12 protein-coding genes and 1 pseudogene are annotated in these 20,059 nt (G+C 48.5%); 10 read left to right on the top strand and 3 right to left on the bottom strand.

The window, feature by feature from the left end; genetic code table 11:
• Positions 1 to 9: 9 nt before the first annotated feature.
• The 8 genes and pseudogenes from H9Q77_RS03765 to H9Q77_RS03800 form a co-directional block, all read left to right on the top strand.
• Positions 10 to 762, top strand: coding sequence for an exodeoxyribonuclease III (locus H9Q77_RS03765; RefSeq protein WP_118546794.1), 753 nt, complete (start codon positions 10 to 12; stop codon positions 760 to 762).
• Between the two features lie 24 nt (positions 763 to 786).
• Positions 787 to 4,221, top strand: a complete 3,435-nt coding sequence (addB, locus tag H9Q77_RS03770) for a helicase-exonuclease AddAB subunit AddB (RefSeq protein ID WP_249326576.1) — start codon at positions 787 to 789, stop codon at positions 4,219 to 4,221.
• A 29-nt stretch (positions 4,222 to 4,250) separates the two neighbouring features.
• Positions 4,251 to 8,078 (top strand): helicase-exonuclease AddAB subunit AddA, encoded by a 3,828-nt coding sequence (addA, locus tag H9Q77_RS03775; RefSeq protein ID WP_249326577.1) that lies wholly within the window; start codon positions 4,251 to 4,253, stop codon positions 8,076 to 8,078.
• 107 nt (positions 8,079 to 8,185) lie between these two features.
• Entirely contained in the window at positions 8,186 to 8,533 is a 348-nt protein-coding gene (locus H9Q77_RS03780; RefSeq protein WP_249326578.1) for a helix-turn-helix domain-containing protein, read from the top strand.
• Positions 8,523 to 9,293, top strand: coding sequence for an ImmA/IrrE family metallo-endopeptidase (locus H9Q77_RS03785; RefSeq protein WP_249326579.1), 771 nt, complete (start codon positions 8,523 to 8,525; stop codon positions 9,291 to 9,293). Before H9Q77_RS03780 ends, H9Q77_RS03785 begins: the two co-directional genes overlap by 11 nt.
• Before the next feature lie 75 nt (positions 9,294 to 9,368).
• The gene (locus H9Q77_RS03790) at positions 9,369 to 9,794 is read left to right on the top strand and encodes a hypothetical protein (RefSeq protein WP_147366180.1); all 426 of its coding nucleotides are present in this window, start codon (positions 9,369 to 9,371) and stop codon (positions 9,792 to 9,794) included.
• A gap of 317 nt (positions 9,795 to 10,111) precedes the next feature.
• Positions 10,112 to 11,794 (top strand): methyl-accepting chemotaxis protein, encoded by a 1,683-nt coding sequence (locus tag H9Q77_RS03795; protein WP_118551490.1) that lies wholly within the window; start codon positions 10,112 to 10,114, stop codon positions 11,792 to 11,794.
• A gap of 222 nt (positions 11,795 to 12,016) precedes the next feature.
• Positions 12,017 to 12,268: pseudogene (locus H9Q77_RS03800) on the top strand (transposase); the annotation flags it as partial.
• An 85-nt stretch (positions 12,269 to 12,353) separates the two neighbouring features.
• On the opposite strand, the gene arcC reads toward H9Q77_RS03800, so the two are convergent.
• On the bottom strand, positions 12,354 to 13,289 hold the full coding sequence (gene arcC, locus H9Q77_RS03805; RefSeq protein ID WP_118551492.1) for a carbamate kinase: 936 nt from the start codon (positions 13,287 to 13,289) through the stop codon (positions 12,354 to 12,356).
• Between the two features lie 92 nt (positions 13,290 to 13,381).
• Positions 13,382 to 15,439 carry a methyl-accepting chemotaxis protein gene (locus tag H9Q77_RS03810; protein WP_118551494.1) on the bottom strand — a complete coding sequence of 686 codons (2,058 nt, stop codon included), beginning with the start codon at positions 15,437 to 15,439 and terminating at the stop codon, positions 13,382 to 13,384.
• A 290-nt stretch (positions 15,440 to 15,729) separates the two neighbouring features.
• Between H9Q77_RS03810 and H9Q77_RS03815 the strand changes: the two genes are divergently transcribed.
• Positions 15,730 to 16,854, top strand: a complete 1,125-nt coding sequence (locus H9Q77_RS03815; protein WP_249326580.1) for an acyltransferase — start codon at positions 15,730 to 15,732, stop codon at positions 16,852 to 16,854.
• Positions 16,854 to 18,833: a hypothetical protein gene (locus H9Q77_RS03820; RefSeq protein ID WP_249326581.1), complete on the top strand. Its 1,980-nt coding sequence runs from the start codon at positions 16,854 to 16,856 to the stop codon at positions 18,831 to 18,833. The genes H9Q77_RS03815 and H9Q77_RS03820 overlap by 1 nt, the downstream gene beginning before the upstream one ends.
• Before the next feature lie 65 nt (positions 18,834 to 18,898).
• Here the strand turns inward: H9Q77_RS03820 and asnA are convergent, their stop codons facing one another.
• The gene (gene asnA, locus H9Q77_RS03825) at positions 18,899 to 19,909 is read right to left on the bottom strand and encodes an aspartate--ammonia ligase (protein ID WP_118551500.1); all 1,011 of its coding nucleotides are present in this window, start codon (positions 19,907 to 19,909) and stop codon (positions 18,899 to 18,901) included.
• Between the last annotated feature and the right edge of the window lie 150 nt (positions 19,910 to 20,059).

Consider the following 20,059-nt stretch of genomic DNA (forward strand, 5'->3'; position numbering starts at 1 on the left):
GGAAAAAGCATGAAATTTATCTCATGGAATGTAAACGGACTGAGAGCCTGCATGCAGAAGGGCTTTTTAGATTTTTTTAAAGAGATAGACGCAGATATTTTCTGCCTGCAGGAGACTAAATTACAGGAGGGACAGATTGACTTAAATCTGCCCGGATATCACCAGTACTGGAACTATGCGGAGAAAAAGGGCTATTCCGGTACCGCCATTTTTACCAAGGAGGAACCCTTGCAGGTGACCTATGGCATCGGCATGGAAGAGCATGACCATGAGGGCAGAGTGATCACGGCAGAGTACCCGGAGTTCTATTTTGTGACAGTCTATGTACCGAATGCCCAGCAGGAATTAAAGCGCCTGGATTACCGGATGCAATGGGAGGCGGATTTTCTGGCTTATCTGAAAAAACTGGAAGAGAAAAAGCCGGTGATCTATGCGGGTGACCTGAATGTGGCGCATCAGGAGATCGACCTGAAGAATCCGAAGACGAACCGCGGCAATGCGGGATTCACCGACGAGGAGCGCGCCTGCTTCTCCAAAGTACTGGAAAATGGATTTATCGACACTTTCCGCTATTTTTATCCGGAGCAGACCGGAATCTATTCCTGGTGGTCTTACAGATTCCAGGCGAGGGCGAAAAATGCCGGATGGAGAATTGACTATTTCGTGGTGTCACAGTGCCTGCAGGACAGACTGGCGGATGCGAAGATCCACACGGAAGTTCCGGGATCGGACCATTGTCCGATCGAGCTTGATATACAATAGGCAGAAGACTGCAAAAGGAGACCTATGAGCTTACGTTTCTATTTTGGACCTTCCGGGTCCGGCAAGAGTCACAGAATCTATGAAGAGATCATGCAGCGGGCGGCGCAGGAGCCGGGGAGGAATTTCCTGATCATCGTGCCGGATCAGTTCACCATGCAGACCCAGAAGGATCTGGTCATGCACAGTGACAGAGGCGGTATCCTGAATATCGATGTCTTAAGCTTCGGCAGACTCAGCCATCGTATCCTGGAGGAAGTAGGAACGAAGGAAATGCCTGTACTGGATGACACCGGGAAAAGCCTGGTGCTGCAGAAGATCGCGGCAGATCTGAAGGAGCAGCTGCCTGCCATGGGAAGTCTGTTGCATAAGCAGGGCTATATCCATGAGGTAAAAAGTGCCATCTCCGAATTCATGCAGTACGGCATCAGCACACAGGATATGGATAAACTGATCGCCAGCGCCGAAAAAAGGGGCGCACTGGCAATGAAGCTCAGAGATTTAAAGACTCTGTACCGGGGATTTCAGGATTATATCAGAGACCATTTTATCACTACAGAGGAGACACTGGATGTGCTGCGCAGATCCCTGGTAAAGTCGAAGATCCTTCCGGACAGTGTGGTGGTATTCGACGGGTTTACGGGATTTACCCCTATACAGAACCGTCTGATCCAGGAATTGATGCGGGTGTGCGAGGAGACCATTGTCACTGTGACCATTGGTGAGGAAGAAGACCCTTATCAGATGGACGGCGAGCAGAAATTGTTCCATCTGAGTAAAAAAACAGTGGCGGATCTGGTGAAGCTGGCGGCGGAGGCAGAGGTGACACGAGGGGAAGATGTATTTGTAAAGGGCGGTCCCAACCGTTTCACCGAGGCATCGGCGTTATGTTATCTGGAGCAGAACCTGTTCCGCTATCAGTATGAGCCTTATACGGAGAAACAGTGTGAGATCCGTATGTTCGAGGCACTTTCTCCCAGAGAGGAAGTCCATCAGACGGCATTGTATATCCGGAAGCTGATCCGGGAAGAAGGACTTACTTACCGGGATATTGCTGTGGTCATCGGAGATCTGGAGGGGTACGCTTCCTATGTGGAAACAGAATTCGGGCAGCTGGAGATTCCCTGTTTTTTGGACAGGACCAGAGGGATTGTCTTAAATCCCATGATCGAATACATCAAAAGTGCCTTGCAGTTATATATCAGGGATTTTTCGTATGATACCGTATTTCATTTTTTGCGCAGCGGCATGGCGGATATCTCCAGAGAGGAAATTGACGAACTGGAGAATTATGTGATCCGCACCGGGGCGAGAGGGTATCGCACCTACAGCCGCCTGTTCACACGAAAAACTGAGGAGATGCAGCAAGGCAGTGGGCAGGAAGACACAGAGCAGGCGGAAGAGACCATGGAGCGTCTGAACCGTATCAGACAGCAGTTTGCGGATACCGTGGAGATCCTGCATATGGCTCCCCGGGCAAAAGCCGGCGAGTATGTGGATCACCTGTATGATTTTCTGGAGCAGAATCAGGTACAGCAAAAGCTTTTGAATTATCAACAGCGGTTCGAGCAGGAGGGCGACCTGGCGAAAGCCAGGGAATATGCACAGATCTACCGTCTGGTCATGGATCTGCTGGATCAAATCTATGAACTTTTGGGTGAGGAAGAGATTTCCCTACAGGAATTTGCGGATATTTTAGAGGCTGGTTTTGGCGAGATCACAGTAGGTACGATTCCGCAGAATGTGGATCGTATTGTGGTGGGTGATATGGAGCGGACCCGCTTAAAACAGGTTAAAGTATTGTTTTTCCTGGGGGTAAATGATGGAAACATTCCGAAAAATGCCTCCAAGGGCGGCATTATCTCCGATATGGACAGAGAATTTTTAATCGAATCCGGAACAGAAATGGCACCGAGTCCCAGACAACAGATGTACATTCAGAGACTGTATCTGTATTTGAATATGACGAAACCCTCAGAACGGCTGTATCTGTCTTATGCCAAGGTAAACAGTGATGGGAAGGGAATCCGTCCGTCTTACCTGATCGATACGGTACGGAAGCTTTTTCCGCAGCTTGCGGTGGAATATCCCCAGAACCGCAGCCGCTTAGAGCAGATCGAGGGCAGACAGGAAGGTGCCAGATATCTGGCGGAGGAACTGCGGGAATATGCGGACGGAACGCTGCGGGAAGAGGAACGGCAGGATTTTTATCTCATGTACTGTGCCTATGAAGCAGATCCGGAGGGCAGAGACCGTCTGACGGCGGCAGCATTTAGAAGATATAAGGAGAGCGGTCTGTCAAGGATCGTGGCGAGAGCATTGTACGGTAGGCAGCTGGAGAACAGTGTGAGCCGCTTAGAGACCTATGCTGCCTGCGCCTGCAGACATTTCCTGCAATATGGCCTGTCTCTGCAGGAGAGAGAAGAATTCGGCTTTGAAGTGTCGGATATGGGAAATGTGTATCATGCGGTACTGGAGAATTTCGCAGGAAAACTTGCAGAATCCGGTCGAACATGGTGGGATTTTGATGAAAATTTTGCAACTCAGGCAATCAAAGAAGCAGTGGAAGGTTATGCTGCGACTTATGGGGAGACCGTTCTGCACAGTTCTGCAAGGAATGAATATGCTATTACCCGGATGAGCAGGATCCTGACCCGGACGGTGCTGACACTGCAGCAGCATCTGAAGCAGGGAAGCTTTCAGCCGGACGATTATGAGTTGTCCTTCCGGTTTGCGGAGGATCTGGACAGTATTCATGTGGATCTGTCTGAAGAAGAGAAGATGCACCTGCAGGGACGCATTGACCGCATCGATGTATCGGAGGACGCGGAGCATGTCTATGTCAAGGTCATCGATTACAAGTCCGGCAATAAGAAATTCGACCTGGCGGCACTGTACTACGGCCTGCAGCTGCAGCTGGTGGTATATATGAATGCGGCAATGGAGCTGGAGAGCAGAAAGCATCCGGATAAGGAGATCGTACCGGCGGCACTGCTGTATTATCATATTGATGATCCTACGATAGAGACTCCGGTGGAACTGACCCAGGAGCAGATCAACGAAGAGATTCTGACAAAGCTTCGCATGAACGGTGTGGTGAACAGCGATCCCGCCGTGGTGGAACGTTTGGATCGATTTTTACAGGACAAGTCCAAAGTCATTCCGGTGGAAAAGAAAAAGGACGGAAGCTTCAGTGCCAGATCCGGAATCTTAAGCCGTGAGGAGCTGCATGTGGTATCTGCTTATGTGGATACGAAGATACGCCAGATTGGCAGGGAGATCCTGGACGGTAAAATAGCGGCAAATCCTTACGAAAAGGGAAATGAGGAAGCATGTACCTATTGCGCCTATAAAAAAGTCTGTGGTTTTGACGGCAGTATTCCCGGATATGAGAAGAGGCAGCTGGAGGATCTGGATAAGCAGACGCTGATGCAGCGGATGCAGGAGACGACGGAAGCGTAGGATAAAAGAAACAGGAACAGAGGTAGCGTATGGGAATGAAATTCACCCCGGAACAGCAAAGAGTGATCGAACTGCATAACAGTAATATTCTGGTATCGGCGGCCGCGGGAAGCGGTAAGACAGCAGTGCTGGTGGAACGTATCATCCGCATGATCTGTGACGGAGAACATCCGGCGGATATTGACAGATTACTGATCGTGACATTTACCAATGCCGCTGCAGCGGAAATGAGAGAACGGATCGCCGCGGGCATCATTGCCAGACTGGAGGCGGATCCCGGCAACGAGCATATCCAGAAGCAGTCTGCGCTGTTACATAATGCACAGATCACAACCATTGACAGCTTCAGCCTGTTCCTGATCCGGAACCATTTCAATGAGATCGGACTGGATCCGGATTTCCGCGTGGCGGATGAGGGAGAGATCAAGCTGCTTCAGCAGGAAGTACTGGCGCAGCTTTTAGAGGATGCCTATGCCGGGAAATTTGTCCCGGAAGCCCCGGAACAGTTCCACGCCTGTGTGGAGTATTTCTGCCCGGGAGGCAGGGAGAGCGTGCTGGAGCAGCATATTCTGAATCTGTCCCGGTATGCGGGAAGTTTTCCCTGGCCTGCGGAATGGCTGGAGGAGCGCAAAAATGACTATGCCGCAGGAGATATGGAAGCACTGGTTCACAGCGATTACGGACAATATCTGACGGAACGGGTGAACCGTACCGTGGAGGGATGCCTGGAAAAACTGCGGGAAGTAAAGCGGCTGTGTGAACTACCGGACGGCCCGTATATGTACGGAGAACTGACGGAGGCAGAGATCGAGCAGCTGGAGAGACTGACATCCTGTAAGGACCTGGAGGAACAGGCGGCCAAAGTTCCTACGGTGACATTTGGACGCCTTCCTTCCAAGAAGGATGACAGTGTGGATCCTGCCAAACGCGAACTTGCCAAAGCAATTCGAAACAGTGTGAAGGATACCTTAAGTGACCTTTCAGAGAGCTATTTTAAGACCCCGTTAGAACTGGCGGTGGAGCAGGGAAAAGCCTGCAGAGAGCCGCTGCGAATACTGCTTGACCTGGTACTGGAATTCGACAGAAGGCTTCTCGCAGCCAAGCAGGAGAGACATCTGATCGACTTTTCCGATATGGAGCATTATGCGCTGCAGATCCTGTTAAAGCGGGAAAAAGTGGAAGAAACCGGCGGCACAGGAACGGATCACGCCGAAACGAAATATCGTATTGTGCCAAGTGACGTTGCAATGGAGTACCGCCAGTATTTTCAGGAGATCCTTATTGATGAGTACCAGGACAGTAACCTGGTGCAGGAGTATCTGTTAAGCGCTATCTCCGGGGAAGAAGAGGGTCGTTACAACCGCTTCATGGTAGGTGATGTAAAGCAGAGCATCTATAAATTCCGTCTGGCGAGACCGGAGCTTTTCCTGGAAAAATACGATATCTATCAGGAGACCGGAGATCTGTGCCGGATCGATCTGGCACAGAACTTCCGAAGCCGTATCCAGGTGGTGGATGCGGTAAACGATGTATTTTCCCGGATCATGAGCAGGGAGATCGGCGGGATCGCCTATGATGACAAGGCGGCACTGTATCCCGGAGCAGTGTATCCTGCACAGGAGGATCCCGCCTACGGCAGCGAACTGCTACTGATCCGCAAGCCGGAAAAGGGAGAGCGCGAAGAGAGCGGCATCGGAGAGCAGCATGCCGAGGGTGCGGGAGTCCTTGTGGATTACGATAATGTACGACAGTTGGAAGCGCTCGCCATTGCCGCCCGTATAAAACAGCTGAAGGGCAGTCTGCAGGTGATGGAGAAATCCACGGGAGAACTTCGCCCGGTGCGATATTCGGATATGGTCATCCTGCTTCGCACCACCAGCGGCTGGGACGAAGAATTCAAAAAGATACTGGAACAGCAGGGAATCCCTGTCTACATCACATCTAAGACCGGATATTTCGGGGCGCTGGAGGTGCAGGAGCTGTTGCAGTTTTTACGGGTGCTGGACAATCCAAGGCAGGATATCCCGCTGTTTGGCGTGATGCAGTCCGTCTTTGGTGGATTCACCCAGGAAGAGATCGCGCAGATCCGCAGTGGCGGGGAAGGGCATTCCAGAAAACGGATGACACTGTATGAGGCACTGAAGGAAGTGGCACAGAGCGGCCGGACGGTGGAAGAGGGAGAAGAGATATCAGCGGGCGAAAGCGCCGGTGAAGAAGCAGAGCTTTCACAAAAGGCAGATACCTTCTTACAACGGATTGGCCACTACCGTGACCTGACTCCTTTCACCTCGATCCGTGACCTGTTGCAGCGGATCCTGGACGATTATGATTATCTGAATTATGTGACGGCACTTCCCACCGGCAGCAAGCGGCGTGCAAATGTGGAGATGCTGCTTACGAAGGCATCCGCTTTCGAGAAGACCAGTTATTTCGGACTGTTCCACTTTATCCGTTACATGGAGCAGCTGGAAAAATATGACGTGGATTATGGTGAGGCAGACACCCTGGATGAAAATGCCGATGTGGTCAGGATCATGAGTATCCACAAAAGTAAGGGACTGGAATTCCCGGTGGTATTTGTCTCCGGACTGTCGAAACGCTTCAACATGCAGGATGCGAACCAATCCCTCATCGTGGACATGGATCTGGGAGTTGCGGTGGATTATGTAGATTCCGTACGGCGTATTAAAAATAAGACTCTCCGCCGGGCAATCCTGTCTGCAAAAATGAAGGAAGATAATCTGGCGGAGGAATTACGTGTGCTCTATGTGGCACTGACCCGTGCCAGAGAAAAGCTGATCTTAACTTCCGTACTGGAGAAAGCGGAGGAAAAATGGGAACTGTCCCAGATGACCGGACAGGAGAAGCTGACGTATCTGGATTTCTGCGAGGCGGGAAGTTATATGGATTTCCTGCTGCCGATCCTGCCGCAGACGGGAATTGCGGTGAAAACACTGAGAACGGAGGATCTGGCGGCAGAGGAACTCGGAGAGCAGCTGCGCATGGGCGATCGCAGAGAACAGCTGCGGCTGATAGCCTGTGGAGAGACACCTTTGACCGGGGACCCGGAAGAAAATGAGCGGAAGCTTATGCATCTGCGGGAGCGTTTTGCTTATCAATATCCACATCCCGGGTTACAAAAGCTGTATACCAAGACAACAGTGTCAGAGTTAAAGATCGCAGCCATGGCGGAAAAGGACGAGGCGGCATTCCATACCTTTGAAGAAAAAGAAGTGGTTCCCTATATCCCGGGATTCCGCAGAGAGCAGGAGAAGGTCAGCGGTGCAGTGCGCGGTAATGCGTTTCACCGTACCATGGAGCTTCTGGATTTCACATATCTATTCACAGAATCCGGGCTGTTCACCGGATGTCCGAACAACTATGAGGAATATCGCAGAGGACTGGACAAGAATCGGTTACAGAACCGACTGGAAGAATTCTTACAGCGGGAAACGATATCTTTACGCCTGACAGAGGAATATGCCAAAGCAGTCAGTCTGCCGAAGATCCTCAATTTCCTGGAGCAGGAGCTGGCATACCGCATGTGGCGTGCGCAGGAACAGGGGCTTCTATACAGAGAGCAGCCCTTTGTGCTGGGCATTGATGCGAAACGCCTGGATCCGGATCTGCCCGAGGGAGAAAAGGTGCTCATTCAGGGTATTATCGATGTCTTTTTCATAGAAGATGGTGAGATTGTTCTGCTGGACTACAAGACCGATGTGATCGACTCCCTGGAAGCTCTCTGGAACCGCTACAACGTCCAGATTCAGTACTATGAGGAAGCGTTGACGAAGCTGATGCAGATGCCCGTGAAGGAGCGGATCCTGTATTCCTTCTATCTAGAAAAGTATAAGTAAAAACTCAAAATCAACGAAATGAAAGATGAAATTCGATATAAGTAAATGAAATGTTGATTCTTTCCGCGGAACTTGTTATACTTATAATGGAAACGGAGGTTGAGACTATGTATGCTATGGAATTTGCACAGGTCGGAGAGAATATACAGCATCTTTTGGATGAGAGAGGTATGACACAACAAAATCTTGCGGAGGCATTGGGAATTTCCAAACAAGTCGTGAACAAGATTATAAAGGGGAATAAAGCTATTAATGTAAAGGAAATTGCAGAGATAGCACAGATACTGGGAGTTTCGGCGGATGATTTATTGATGGTAAGAGATACGAACACTGCACCTGACAGCTTAAGCTTTATGGGAACGGTACAGGATGAGGATACATTACAAAAGATCAACCGGATCAGAGAAGCGATTGATGAAATCCATATGTTGGAAGGGGTATTACATGACAAATGAATTGAATGAACTGGAAGTAAGAGAGATCAAGAATCTTGCAAAGGAAAAGTTGGGACTTTGCAGTAAAACGAATGATATTATCGGAACACAGATTTTTTCCATACTAAGTATGTATGCACGGGTAATCTATTATCCCCTGGGACAGGAGGCTCCATGGGGATTTACCCGAATCAGCGGTTCCAGAGACGATGCAGCTCTGGAAAAGCCTTTTGTAGCTATTAATTCGTCTATTTCTATGGATCGTCAAGTCTTTGCGGCAGCGCATGAGTTATACCACATCTGGTTTGAACAAAATCCTGATATTTTACCGGCAGATTTATTAAATGAACAGAACAAAGAAGTGAATGAAAAAAAGGCAAATCGGTTTGCAGCAGAATTTTTGGTGAGTGAGCAGTTGCTTTGCCAGGAAATTGAACTTTATCAGATACAGGAAATTACAATTAAAAACATTTTGCAATTGGCCGCTTTATTTACTGTTCCTTACCGAACCATGGTAAAAAGACTGTATGAGATCAGACGGATTACACAGGCACAGCAGATAATCTTTTTAAACGAGACAGAAGAAAACATTGAGATATATTCCAAAAAATATTCTATTCCAAAACAGGCGGCAGATGAGCGGGTAACATTGGATAATCTCACGGAACTTGCGGTGGAAGCTTATGAAAAGGGATATATCACTTATGAAAAGCTGGAATATTTATTAGAATTCAGTAATCTGATTCCGGCGGATCTGGGAATAAAAAAGAAGGATTCCTAATATCGCTATCTTTATGATATTTTACCGATGGTTGCGGCACATATCTATATGCATACGCATGCACAGGGGGAGGTTATGATGCCCTCCAGTGCCATACAGCAGTTAAATGAACTTATTGCAGAAGGAAAAGTAGTCCTTGTAAATGAATGTAATCTTAAAATGGCAGATAAGGCAGTGTATGCTGCAACTTATGAAAATCTTGCCAAAGTGATGATAGATCCACGCAGACCTAATAAAAATAAGGGAGAAGTATGTTCTCTGGCGTATGCAAAGGCAACCGGAATTCCGGTGTTTGCGACAGATGAAATGAATCTCCAGCCAATCATTGATACACAGTTGAACACGGGAATAGATGATATTACCTGTATACGAATCGTGGACATTATTGAAAAGGCATATCAGGGTGAAATCGCAGTACCGAGAAAAGTTTGTAAGGCACTTTGGATCATTTGCGGAAAACTGAAGGAAACATTCGACCGGGAAATCTGGCCGTTAGAATAAAAAGGAGATATCCATAATGGATATCTCCTTTCAGACTGTAGACAAAGCTCCTTCCTGTGAGGGAGCTTTGTCTACAGTCTGTTTATTTATCGTTATCTTCTCTTTTCCGAATCATGCCTCTTACTTTTTATAGTACCATCTTCCTGTATAGGGTGCAAGTCGTCACTGATGGTTCGTATAAATAATTTTACGCGTTTTTGCTGTATTTTTAAAGGTGCAAGATTTGTATAATTCCGATAATTGTAGTATACTGTAGGAAAAGATTTTTCGTAACACATCAGTTCACCATGTATTACAGAAAAGAGGTTATATTTCAAATGAAAAAGCAAAGCAAAGTAACCAGTCAGTCTGCCATGCTGCAGCAAAACACAAGATCAACCTATCGGATACTGATCATCAGCATCGTTATGCTGATCCTGTTCATCGGATCCAACATGTATCTGAGCCGGATCAATTCCCAGCAGCTGGAAGCTACCATGTATCTGAACCAGTATCGTATGGGTTCCAAGACGCTGACCGCTGCCGTACAGTCTTACGCAGTCACCGGAGACCAGACCTACTATGACAATTATATGAAGGAATTAAACGAGGATAAAAATCGTGACATTGCCTGGGAAGGTCTTCAGAAAGACGGTCTGACCGACAATGAATGGGCACTGTTAAACCATATTGCTGAAATGTCCAACGGTCTGGTTCCTCTGGAAGAAGAAGCCATGGATAAGGCCGGTTCCGGAGATACACAAGCAGCTATTTCTTATGTATTTGGTGAGGAATATGAATCTACCGTACAGGAGATCACTGCAACCACAGATAATTGTATCAATGATATCCAGGCACGTATGGCTCAGAAGCAAAATACTCTGAATCTGATAATGATCACTACCATGGTGATTTTCATTCTCTGCTTCCTGACCATTGCCCGCAAGATTGTCACCATACTGACCTTTGCAAAACAGGAACTGCTGATTCCCATTGTAAAAGTATCCGAGCAGATGAAAGTACTTGCGCAGGGACATTTTGACAGCCGTCTGGATCTGCCGGAGGATGACAGTGAAGTCGGCATCATGGTTCAGGCCGTTCATTTCATGAACGACAACTTTACCAAGATGATTACCGAGATTTCCGAGATCTTAGGTCAGATGGGTCAGGGCAATTACCGTGTAGAGCCTACGGAAGAGTATGTCGGTGACTTTGTACAGATCAAGGATTCCATGGTGAAGATCATTGCCGATATGAAGAAGACACTGTCCACCATTCAGGTCAGCGCACAGGAGATCGATGGTGGTTCCGAGCAGCTGGCACAGGCAGCTACCGATCTGGCAGAAGGCTGTACCGCACAGGCCTCCAAGATTTCCGAAGCATCCCAGATGATCGACGCTATGGCAAAGAGTATTGAAGAAAAAGCCAGAGTTGCACAGGAGACCGCAGATATCTCCAAGCAGTCCGCACAGACGGTTGCTGATGGCAATGCCAAGATGCAGGAACTGAAAGTCGCAATCGGTGAGATCAGTAAATGTTCCGAGGAGATTCGTTCTATCATTCAGGTCATTGAGGATATCGCTTCCCAGACCAACCTCCTGTCACTGAATGCCTCCATCGAGGCTGCCCGTGCCGGAGAAGCAGGCCGCGGATTTGCTGTCGTAGCCGAGCAGGTCAAGAATCTGGCGGAACAGTCCACCGAGGCTGCCGGAGAGACCACAAAGCTGATCGAGAGCACCATCGATGCTGTCAACAAGGGAATCGCCATTGCAGAAGAAACCGAAGCTAGCATGGATCAGGTAATGGAAGAAGCCGAGGCTTCTACCAAGCGTATGGTTGATATGGCACAGGCCCTTCAGGCTGAAGTGTCCAGCGTCCAGCAGATCGATGAAAACATCGCTCATGTGGCCGGAATCGTGGACAACAACTCCGCATCTTCTCAGGAGACCGCCGCTGTCAGCGAAGAACAGTCCGCGCAGGTACATACTATGTTACAGCTGATGCATCAGTTCCAGATCTAGTTTTCAGAATGATAAAGCCTGAGTGCTTCTAAAGAAGCCTCAGGCTCAGACTGTAGACAAAGCTCCTTCCTGTGAGGGAGCTTTTCTTGTGTCATGACTGCAAAAATTATGTACTTACAAGCATATAAGAAGTAGTGAAAATGCCGTATTTACGGGACTTTTCACTACTTTTTTGGTATAATGAAAGTATCAAAATAAAGGCGGTGTTTCCTATGATGACACAATCTGCTGCGCCTGATTGACCAGACAATCGACTGGAGTTTTATCTAAGATCTTGTGATCGATAAATACAGTGCAGACAATGGCCGCCCCAGCATGGATCCGGTCATGCTCATTAAAATTCCATTCATCCAGTATCTGTACGGCATCCGAAGTATGCGCCAGACAGTAAAAGAAATCGAAGTCAATGTCGCATACCGATGGTTCCTCGGTCTGGAAATGATGGACAAGGTTCCCCATTTCTCTACGTTTGGCTTCTGGAGTGCTGACCCAAAGCGTTTTGTCTACAGTCTGAAAGGAGATATCCATAATGGATATCTCCTTTTACATACGAATGAAATTATGCGGTGATCACAGTGCCTGCCTTGCCCTTAATGGCATCCTTGACATGATCCATGGAGGTGATCAGTACTTTGCCGGCAGGAACCTTCTCCAGATAAGAGATAGCTGCTTCAATCTTGGGAAGCATGGTGCCTTCCTCGAACTGTCCTGCTGCGATCAGATCCTTTGCTTCTGCTACGGTGAGAGTCTCCAGTGCTGCCTGATCCTCCTTACCGAAATTCTTATAGACATAGGGAACTGTGGTCAGGATGATCAGCTCGTCACAGCTTAGGTCGGAAGCAAGCTTACCGGCGATGGCATCCTTCTCGATGACTGCGGAAGCACCCTTCAGCGCATGCTTCTGCTCGATCACGGGGATTCCGCCGCCGCCACAGGCGATAACTACCTGATCTGCGGCTGCCAGCGCACGGATGGCTTCGATCTCTACGATATCGATAGGCTTGGGGGCAGCAACGACACGGCGGAAGCCCTTGCCGGGATCTTCCTTGACATAATTGCCCTTCTTTACTTCAATCTCAGCATCTTCCTTGGACATGTAACGACCAATGACTTTGGTGGGCTCATAGAAAGCCTCATCATAAGGATCTACCGTGACCTGGGTGAGGATGGTGCTGACAGGCTTGGAGATCCCGCGGTCCAGAAGCTCGGCACGAAGAGAGTTCTGGATATCATAGCCTACATAACCCTGGCTCATAGCGGAGCAGACACACATAGGTGCTGGGGTATAGTCGATGTACACACGGCGTAACTCGGTCATGGCCTTATGGATCATGCTGACCTGCGGACCGTTACTGTGGGTGATCGTCAGCTGATAATCTGCCTCCACCAGATCTGCCAGTGCCTTGGCGGTTACTTTTACCGCATCCCACTGCTCGGTAGTGGTATAGCCCAAGGCATCATGTCCCAGAGATACGACAACTCTTTTTTTGCTCATAAGATTACCTCTCTATATGTATTTTCCTAAGAATTTCTTCGTCAAAAGATGTTATCAGTATAACATATTTTCTCCAGGGTGTATAGCCATTTCTATACAATGAAACCTTCCAGAATCGTAGTCAGCTCTTCTGAGCGGGCTGCCAGTGCGGAAGTGGCTTTGTCCAGATCCTGAATGGCCTGCAGCTGTTTTTCGGCAGCAGTCTGTACATTGGAGGACCCGGCAGCAGTTTCTGCGGATACTGCGGAGATACCGGAGATGGCGGACAGAGTAGTGCTGCGCTGGTGCTCCATTTCCGTCACGCCTGCATTGATCTGCTGCAGGAATTTCAGAAGCTCTGTTACCTTGGAATCTATCTCACGGAAGGAGTCTGTGGTACTGCCAACGGACTGGTTCTGATCCGCTACAATGCCCTCGGCCTGTCTGGCAACCTGCGTAGCTTCGTCAGTGGTAATCTCAATCTCTTCGATGATCCGGGAGATCTCGCCGGAGGAGTGCAGGGACTGATCCGCCAGCTTCTGGATCTCCTGAGCGACCACTGCGAAGCCTCTTCCGGATTCCCCGGCTCTGGCAGCTTCTATGGAAGCGTTAAGAGACAGGAGGTTGGTCTGCTCTGCAATCTCATTAATGGCTTCGGTAATGGAACCGATGGCTTTGGATTTCTCGTTCAGCCTGCCGATGGTATCTACGATGTTGGAGGTGATCTGCATGGTGGAAGAGGTGTTCTCCTTCAGATGCTCCACGGATTCGATACCGGTATGGATCGCAGCGGTGGTGCCGGTGGCAAGCGCACTGATCTGGTCAGAATGTGAGGATACGTTGCCGATGGTGTCGGACAGAGAGTCCATCTGCTGCAGGCAGTCCTCAGAGCTTTCATCCAGTTTTTCAATACCCTGGCGCATTTCACCTACCTGATTCTGGATATCCTGGGAGGTCGCCAGGAAATGTGAGGAAGCCGCAGACATATCGGTGGCAGCCCGGGATAATTCTTCATTGACATCCTTCAGCCCGGATACCAGCTTCTTCATGTGTGCGATCATATCACAGATGCCATCAGCTAATAGCTGGAATTCATCATTGCGCTTGGAGTGGACTTCAATCGTCAGATCTCCGTCAGAGACTTTTTTCAGGCGGCGGATAAAATAGTAGATGGAGCCGCCATACTGCCCGGCCAGCAGAGACCCCAGTAAGATCGCCACAGCACTTGCTGCAACGACAAGGATCAGAGACACATTTTTAATCTCCGCTGTCTGACCGATGATATTTGCCTGAGGGATCAGGGCACAGATCATGGCATTACGGGCACCGATCTTGGAATAGAGGAAGAGATATTCTGCGCCTGCCTCTTCCACATAGGAGGAGCCGTTCTCTTCCTCAGAGGCAAATGCCTCATCTACATAGGATTTGCCGATAAAGGTATTTTCTGCTGCCGTATCGGAGCTAGAGGAGAGGTATTCGGTGCCATCGCAGGTGACAAAGCCTACGAGACTGCCCTCGCCGCCATCCAGGGAGGATAAGGAGGTATCCAGGACACTCGGTTTGAAATCAATGATCAGGATCGCCGGAGCATTGGAGAAATATCTGGCGAGGCGGACACTGTATTTGGAGGAATCCGTGCCAAGCTTTGCATCGACCTCGGACTGGTTGCCAAAAAGGTAATATTTTGCCTTGTCCGCGGATAAGATCTGACCCTGAGAGCTTTCAAGGTACGCACTTAAGAGACCGGTCTCCTTCGTTTTCGTGGTAGAGATCGTCTTCTCCTTGTCAGAGAGCACGTAAATATTGGAGAGCAGGGCATCCGTGGTCACAGCTTTGATAAAGGTATCTTCATAGGTGTTTGGAGTATTGTACAAGGTAGTGGCATCGCTATCATACAGACCGTTCAGATATTTCTTCAGGGTATCTTCATTCATATATCCCTTGTAGTTGGACTGGACCGTGTCAAAAGAAAGCGTCAGGTACTGATTCATCATGCTGACGGTCTGGTCCACGGAGTCGCGGTAGGTTGAGATGATCTGTGTGGTAGCCTTCTGATAGGATACGAGACCTAAGACAATGATAAAGACCACGGGGATCAGAAAAGCGAAGATCAGCTTAAAGCGTATCCGATTCCAGAGAGGGATAGGGTTTTTCTTAGTATTTTTTGTCAAAATAGACACCTCCGATGCAGATTTAGTATTAATGGATACATTTTACCAAAGTTTTGTCCAAATATCTACATTAATGTGAAAACGATTTCTTAAAATGAGCCTCTTTCATAGGTTTTAATAGGCAGGAGCGCTTTTGCTTTACATAATATGTTACAAAGTAATATAATGATGATACCAGGGTCAAAAGGTCTAAGCCCACATGAGCTTGCTCATAAGTGGGCGAAAGACCTTGGGTAGGATTGTGGGAGTGCGTAGCACGAAGCAATGTCAGGAAGGAAACAGGAATCGATATGCAGAAAAAAGAACGTATGGCAAATCTGGAAGTATTGCGCTGTGTGGCAATGATGATGGTCGTGGTGCTGCACTATCAGGGCAAGGGAGGACTGCTGCCGGATCTGACAGCGCCTTTATCAGTGCAGGATATGGCAGCCTGGCTGTTGGAAGCATTCTGCATTGTAGCCGTGAATGTGTATATGATGATCAGTGGATACTTTTTATGCGAAAGCTCTTTTAAACTGAGCAGGCTGCTTACGTTGTGGCTGCAGCTGTGGCTGTATTCTGTGGGCATCGGTGTGCTGGCGGTGGTGACAGGGATCGTTCCCGCGGCGGAAGTGAGTACGCATTATTATCTGACATTATTGTTCCCGGTGACCATGGGGCATTACTGGTTCCTGACAGCGTATGTATTTTTATATATCCTGTTACCCTTCGTGGGAATCGGGCTCAGACGGATGACGAAGCAGCAGTTTCAGGTGACCCTGGTGCTGTTATTTGCTGCATTTTGTCTGATAAAATCCATTCTGCCCTTCCGGTTGGAGGAGGACAGCAAAGGATATGACTGCATCTGGTATCTGTGCGTGTTTTGTGCAGCCGCTTATCTTCGCAGATTCGGAATTCCTTTTTTACAGAAAAAATCCCGGGCGCTGCTGCTGTATCTGATCGGCGTCATCGGAACTTTCGGAGAGGCAATGCTGCTGCATTTATTTTATCAGCGCACCGGCAGCCTGGAACTGATTCTGAAGATTCCTTATGAATATAATCATATATTCCCGTTCTTAGCTTCCGTTGGACTGTTCTGCCTGTTCCTGGACAGTGATATCCGGGGGAAGATCGGCAGCGTGGCGGTGAAGATCGCACCCTATACGTTAGGGGTGTATCTGTTGCATGAGAACCTGGGGGTGCGTTATGCATGGCAGAAGTGGCTGGGCTCGGATCGCATAGACGGTGCCGTATCGTTGCTTTTATGGACTGTCATCGCAGTGATCGTGGTATTTATATTGGGAATTCTGGTAGATGTTATCCGCAAAAATATCTGTGGCGGATTGCATAAGATATTCCTGCACATTCGTCCTTATCGTGTGCTTACGGAAAAAATCCAAGCAGTAGATAATATGTTCAAAAGAGAGGTATCATAGTGACAGATAACGTAAAAAATAAAATGGCGGGAACCGGCGGTCAGAGTCATAGGCGATTCTGGGAGTTCGTATTCGTGGCTGTTCTGGTACTGTATCCCCTGCGGCATATTGCCTGGGGGCTGGATCTGTGGGATACCGGCTACGGCTATGCGAATTTTGAATATATGGGAACCAGGCATATGGATCCCATGTGGTTGTTTTCCACTTATCTGACCACTGTCATCGGACATTGCCTTAGTCTGCTGCCCGGAGCGAAGACGCTGATCGGCATGAATTTTTACACGGGCTTAAGTATCAGCCTGCTGGCGGTTCTGGGCTATTATTTTTGTACAAAAGTGCTGAAGATACCAGCCGGGCTTGCCTTTTTGGGCGAATTTACAGCAGTAAGCTTTTGCTGGTGCCCTACGGGATCTTTTTATAATTATGTGACCTATATATTTTTCCTGATTTCCGTGATCTGTCTGTATCTGGGTCTGTCCCGGGGAAAAGGAGGTTTACTGTTTGCCGCAGGGGTGGCACTGGGCTGTAACGTGCTGGCAAGGTTTTCCAATCTGCCGGAAGCGGCGATGATCGTAGGTGTGTGGGCATATGGAATCATCTGCTGGCTGGAAGAGCAAAAAAGCATTGCGCAGGATTGTGTTGACGTTGCGGGAAATGCGGAAACGGAAAATAGGGAAGCACGAAAAAAGGCAGCAGGCAGGAGGTTTCGTAAGAAGCTGTTGCAGGATACCGGTATGTGCCTGGCGGGGTATCTTACTGCACTGCTGGTATTATTCGGTTACATTCAGATCCGCTATGGCATGGATGAGTATGTAAGAGGCATTCAGAGGCTGTTTTCCATGACGGAGGTAGCAACGGATTATACCGCCGCATCCATGATCCTGGGGATGTTCGACTGGTATCTCCAGAATCTGTACTGGGAGCTTAGGATGTGCGTCTTCCTGATTGTGGGAATGATAGCGGTGGGATTCTTGGAATTCGCCGCAACTTGTGTAAGAGATTCTTATGCAGGGAAAGACACGATAAAAAAGGCGCTGCGGATCCTGGAATGGGTCGTAAGTGCGGTACTTGCTGTGATCATGGTATTCTGGCTGTACCGGCAGGGGTTCTGCGCTAGGGAATATACGAACTACGGCGCTATTATCTGGCCCGGTGTAACGTTTTTAACGCTGACGCTCCTGGTGACGCTGTGGCGGATATTCATGCCTTCCGCACGGGGGGAGGAAAAGCTGCTCAGCGGACTGATCTTACTGATCGTACTGATCACTTCTCTTGGAAGTAACAATAAGCTTTATCCCAGCATGAATAATCTGTTCCTGGCATTGCCTTATATGTATTGGCAGTTTTACCGGTTCTGCAAATATGCCGGAAGCTTCCGATGGAAGCGGATGACCATATCCCCGATTCCTGCAAAATGTCTCTTTGGTGGTTTTTTTCTGTTATTTTTTATCCAGGTGGGACTGTTTGGCAGAAGCTTTGTATTTGCCGAAGGCACCGGTGTACAGGAGATCAATGCGCAGGTGACCAATAACGAGACTTTGAAGGGTGTGTGGATGAGTGAGGAACGCGCCGGATGGATGCAGGAGATCTCAGAGTATGTGAATACCGGAGGACTTGCGGGAAAGGATGTGCTGCTCTACGGTCAGATCCCGGCCTTGTCCTATTATCTGCAGATGCCTGCGGCATTCAATCCCTGGCCGGATCTGGATTCCTATCAGATCGCACAGATGGAAGAGGATATGCATAAGATGCAGGAACGGATGGATATGGATGCGACTTATCGTCCGGTGGTACTGTTAGAGAAAAAATATGCCGTGTATCTGGAAGCGGGAGAGAATGTTCTGGAAGCATTACAGCCCACGGAAAAAGAACGGAGTCTCATCGTGGATAATGCCAAACTTTTGTTGATCGGTGAGTTCATGGATGCATATGGATACGAGAAAACCTTTGAAAATGAGAAATTTGTGATTTTTGAATAAAAACAGAAAACAGATCCCCGGGAGATTTTCATCTTCCGGGGATTTTGAAGTTTGAATTCAATGTCTTATAACAGCTGTAAGCCGTTCTCCTTTGCAGTCTCCATAACTTCATCGGACCACAGAGAACACTGTACTTCGCCGATATGAGCTTTTCTTAAGAAGAACATACAGATACGGGACTGACCGATACCACCGCCGATGGTAAGAGGAAGCTCACCGTTAATGACTGCCTTGTGGTAAGGAAGTTCAGCACGCTCGGGGCAGCCTGCCTTCTGTAACTGGTCTAACAGAGCCTTTTTGTCTACACGGATACCCATGCTGGACAGCTCCAAAGCGATATCCAGGACCGGATAATATACCACGATATCCGCATTCAGGGACCAGTCATCGTAGTCCGGGGCACGACCATCGTGAGGCTTACCGTTCTCTAAGGTCTCGCCAATCTGCATGATGCAGACAGCACCCTTAGCCTTGGCAATGTAGTATTCGCGTTCCTTCGGAGAATAATCAGGGAACATTTCCTCCAGTTCACTGGTAGTTACGAAGAAGATGTCGTGAGGAAGGATCTCCTCAATGTAATCGTAATGGATGGACATATATTTCTCCGTCTTGCGCAGAACTTTGTATACGGTGCGGACGGTCTCCTTCAGAGTTTCAAGATTCCGTTCATCCCTGGTGATGATCTTCTCCCAGTCCCATTGATCTACATAGATAGAGTGGATGTTGTCGGTGGTCTCATCCTGGCGGATGGCACTCATGTCGGTGTAGAGTCCCTCACCGGGTTTGAAACCATACTTCTGCAGGGCATAGCGCTTCCATTTGGCCAGAGACTGTACGATCTCTGCTTCGCGGTCTCCCTGCGCAGCAATATGGAAATTTACAGGACGCTCCACACCGTTTAAGTTATCGTTCAGTCCGGATGTGGGATCCACAAATAAAGGAGCTGATACGCGCAGCAGGTGCAGGCGCTCTGCTAACAATCCCTGGAAAAAGTCCTTCACTGTCTTAATGGCAACCTGTGTCTCGTACAGGTTCAGCTGAGACTTATAATTTTTAGGTATGACAATATCTGACATACTGACCTCTCATTCTGCCGCCTGGCGGCTTGTGTTACAAAATACTCCTATATTATTTAACTGCGAAACGCATGATTTTGCAAGCCTTTTTTCGGAAAAAATAACCACTTGCAAAAATCGAACGTACGTGCTAATTTAGATACATAACAG

The sequence above is a fragment of the Simiaoa sunii genome, assembly GCF_014337175.1.
Classification (GTDB): domain Bacteria; phylum Bacillota; class Clostridia; order Lachnospirales; family Lachnospiraceae; genus Acetatifactor; species Acetatifactor intestinalis.

Coding starts and splice junctions, on each gene's coding strand:
- addB (WP_249326576.1), top strand. CDS start 787: ATGAGCTTACGTTTCTATTTTGGACCTTCCGGGTCCGGCAAGAGTCAC.
- addA (WP_249326577.1), top strand. CDS start 4,251: ATGGGAATGAAATTCACCCCGGAACAGCAAAGAGTGATCGAACTGCAT.
- H9Q77_RS03765 (WP_118546794.1), top strand. CDS start 10: ATGAAATTTATCTCATGGAATGTAAACGGACTGAGAGCCTGCATGCAG.
- H9Q77_RS03795 (WP_118551490.1), top strand. CDS start 10,112: ATGAAAAAGCAAAGCAAAGTAACCAGTCAGTCTGCCATGCTGCAGCAA.
- H9Q77_RS03780 (WP_249326578.1), top strand. CDS start 8,186: ATGTATGCTATGGAATTTGCACAGGTCGGAGAGAATATACAGCATCTT.
- H9Q77_RS03790 (WP_147366180.1), top strand. CDS start 9,369: ATGATGCCCTCCAGTGCCATACAGCAGTTAAATGAACTTATTGCAGAA.
- H9Q77_RS03815 (WP_249326580.1), top strand. CDS start 15,730: ATGCAGAAAAAAGAACGTATGGCAAATCTGGAAGTATTGCGCTGTGTG.
- H9Q77_RS03785 (WP_249326579.1), top strand. CDS start 8,523: ATGACAAATGAATTGAATGAACTGGAAGTAAGAGAGATCAAGAATCTT.
- asnA (WP_118551500.1), bottom strand. CDS start 19,909: ATGTCAGATATTGTCATACCTAAAAATTATAAGTCTCAGCTGAACCTG.
- arcC (WP_118551492.1), bottom strand. CDS start 13,289: ATGAGCAAAAAAAGAGTTGTCGTATCTCTGGGACATGATGCCTTGGGC.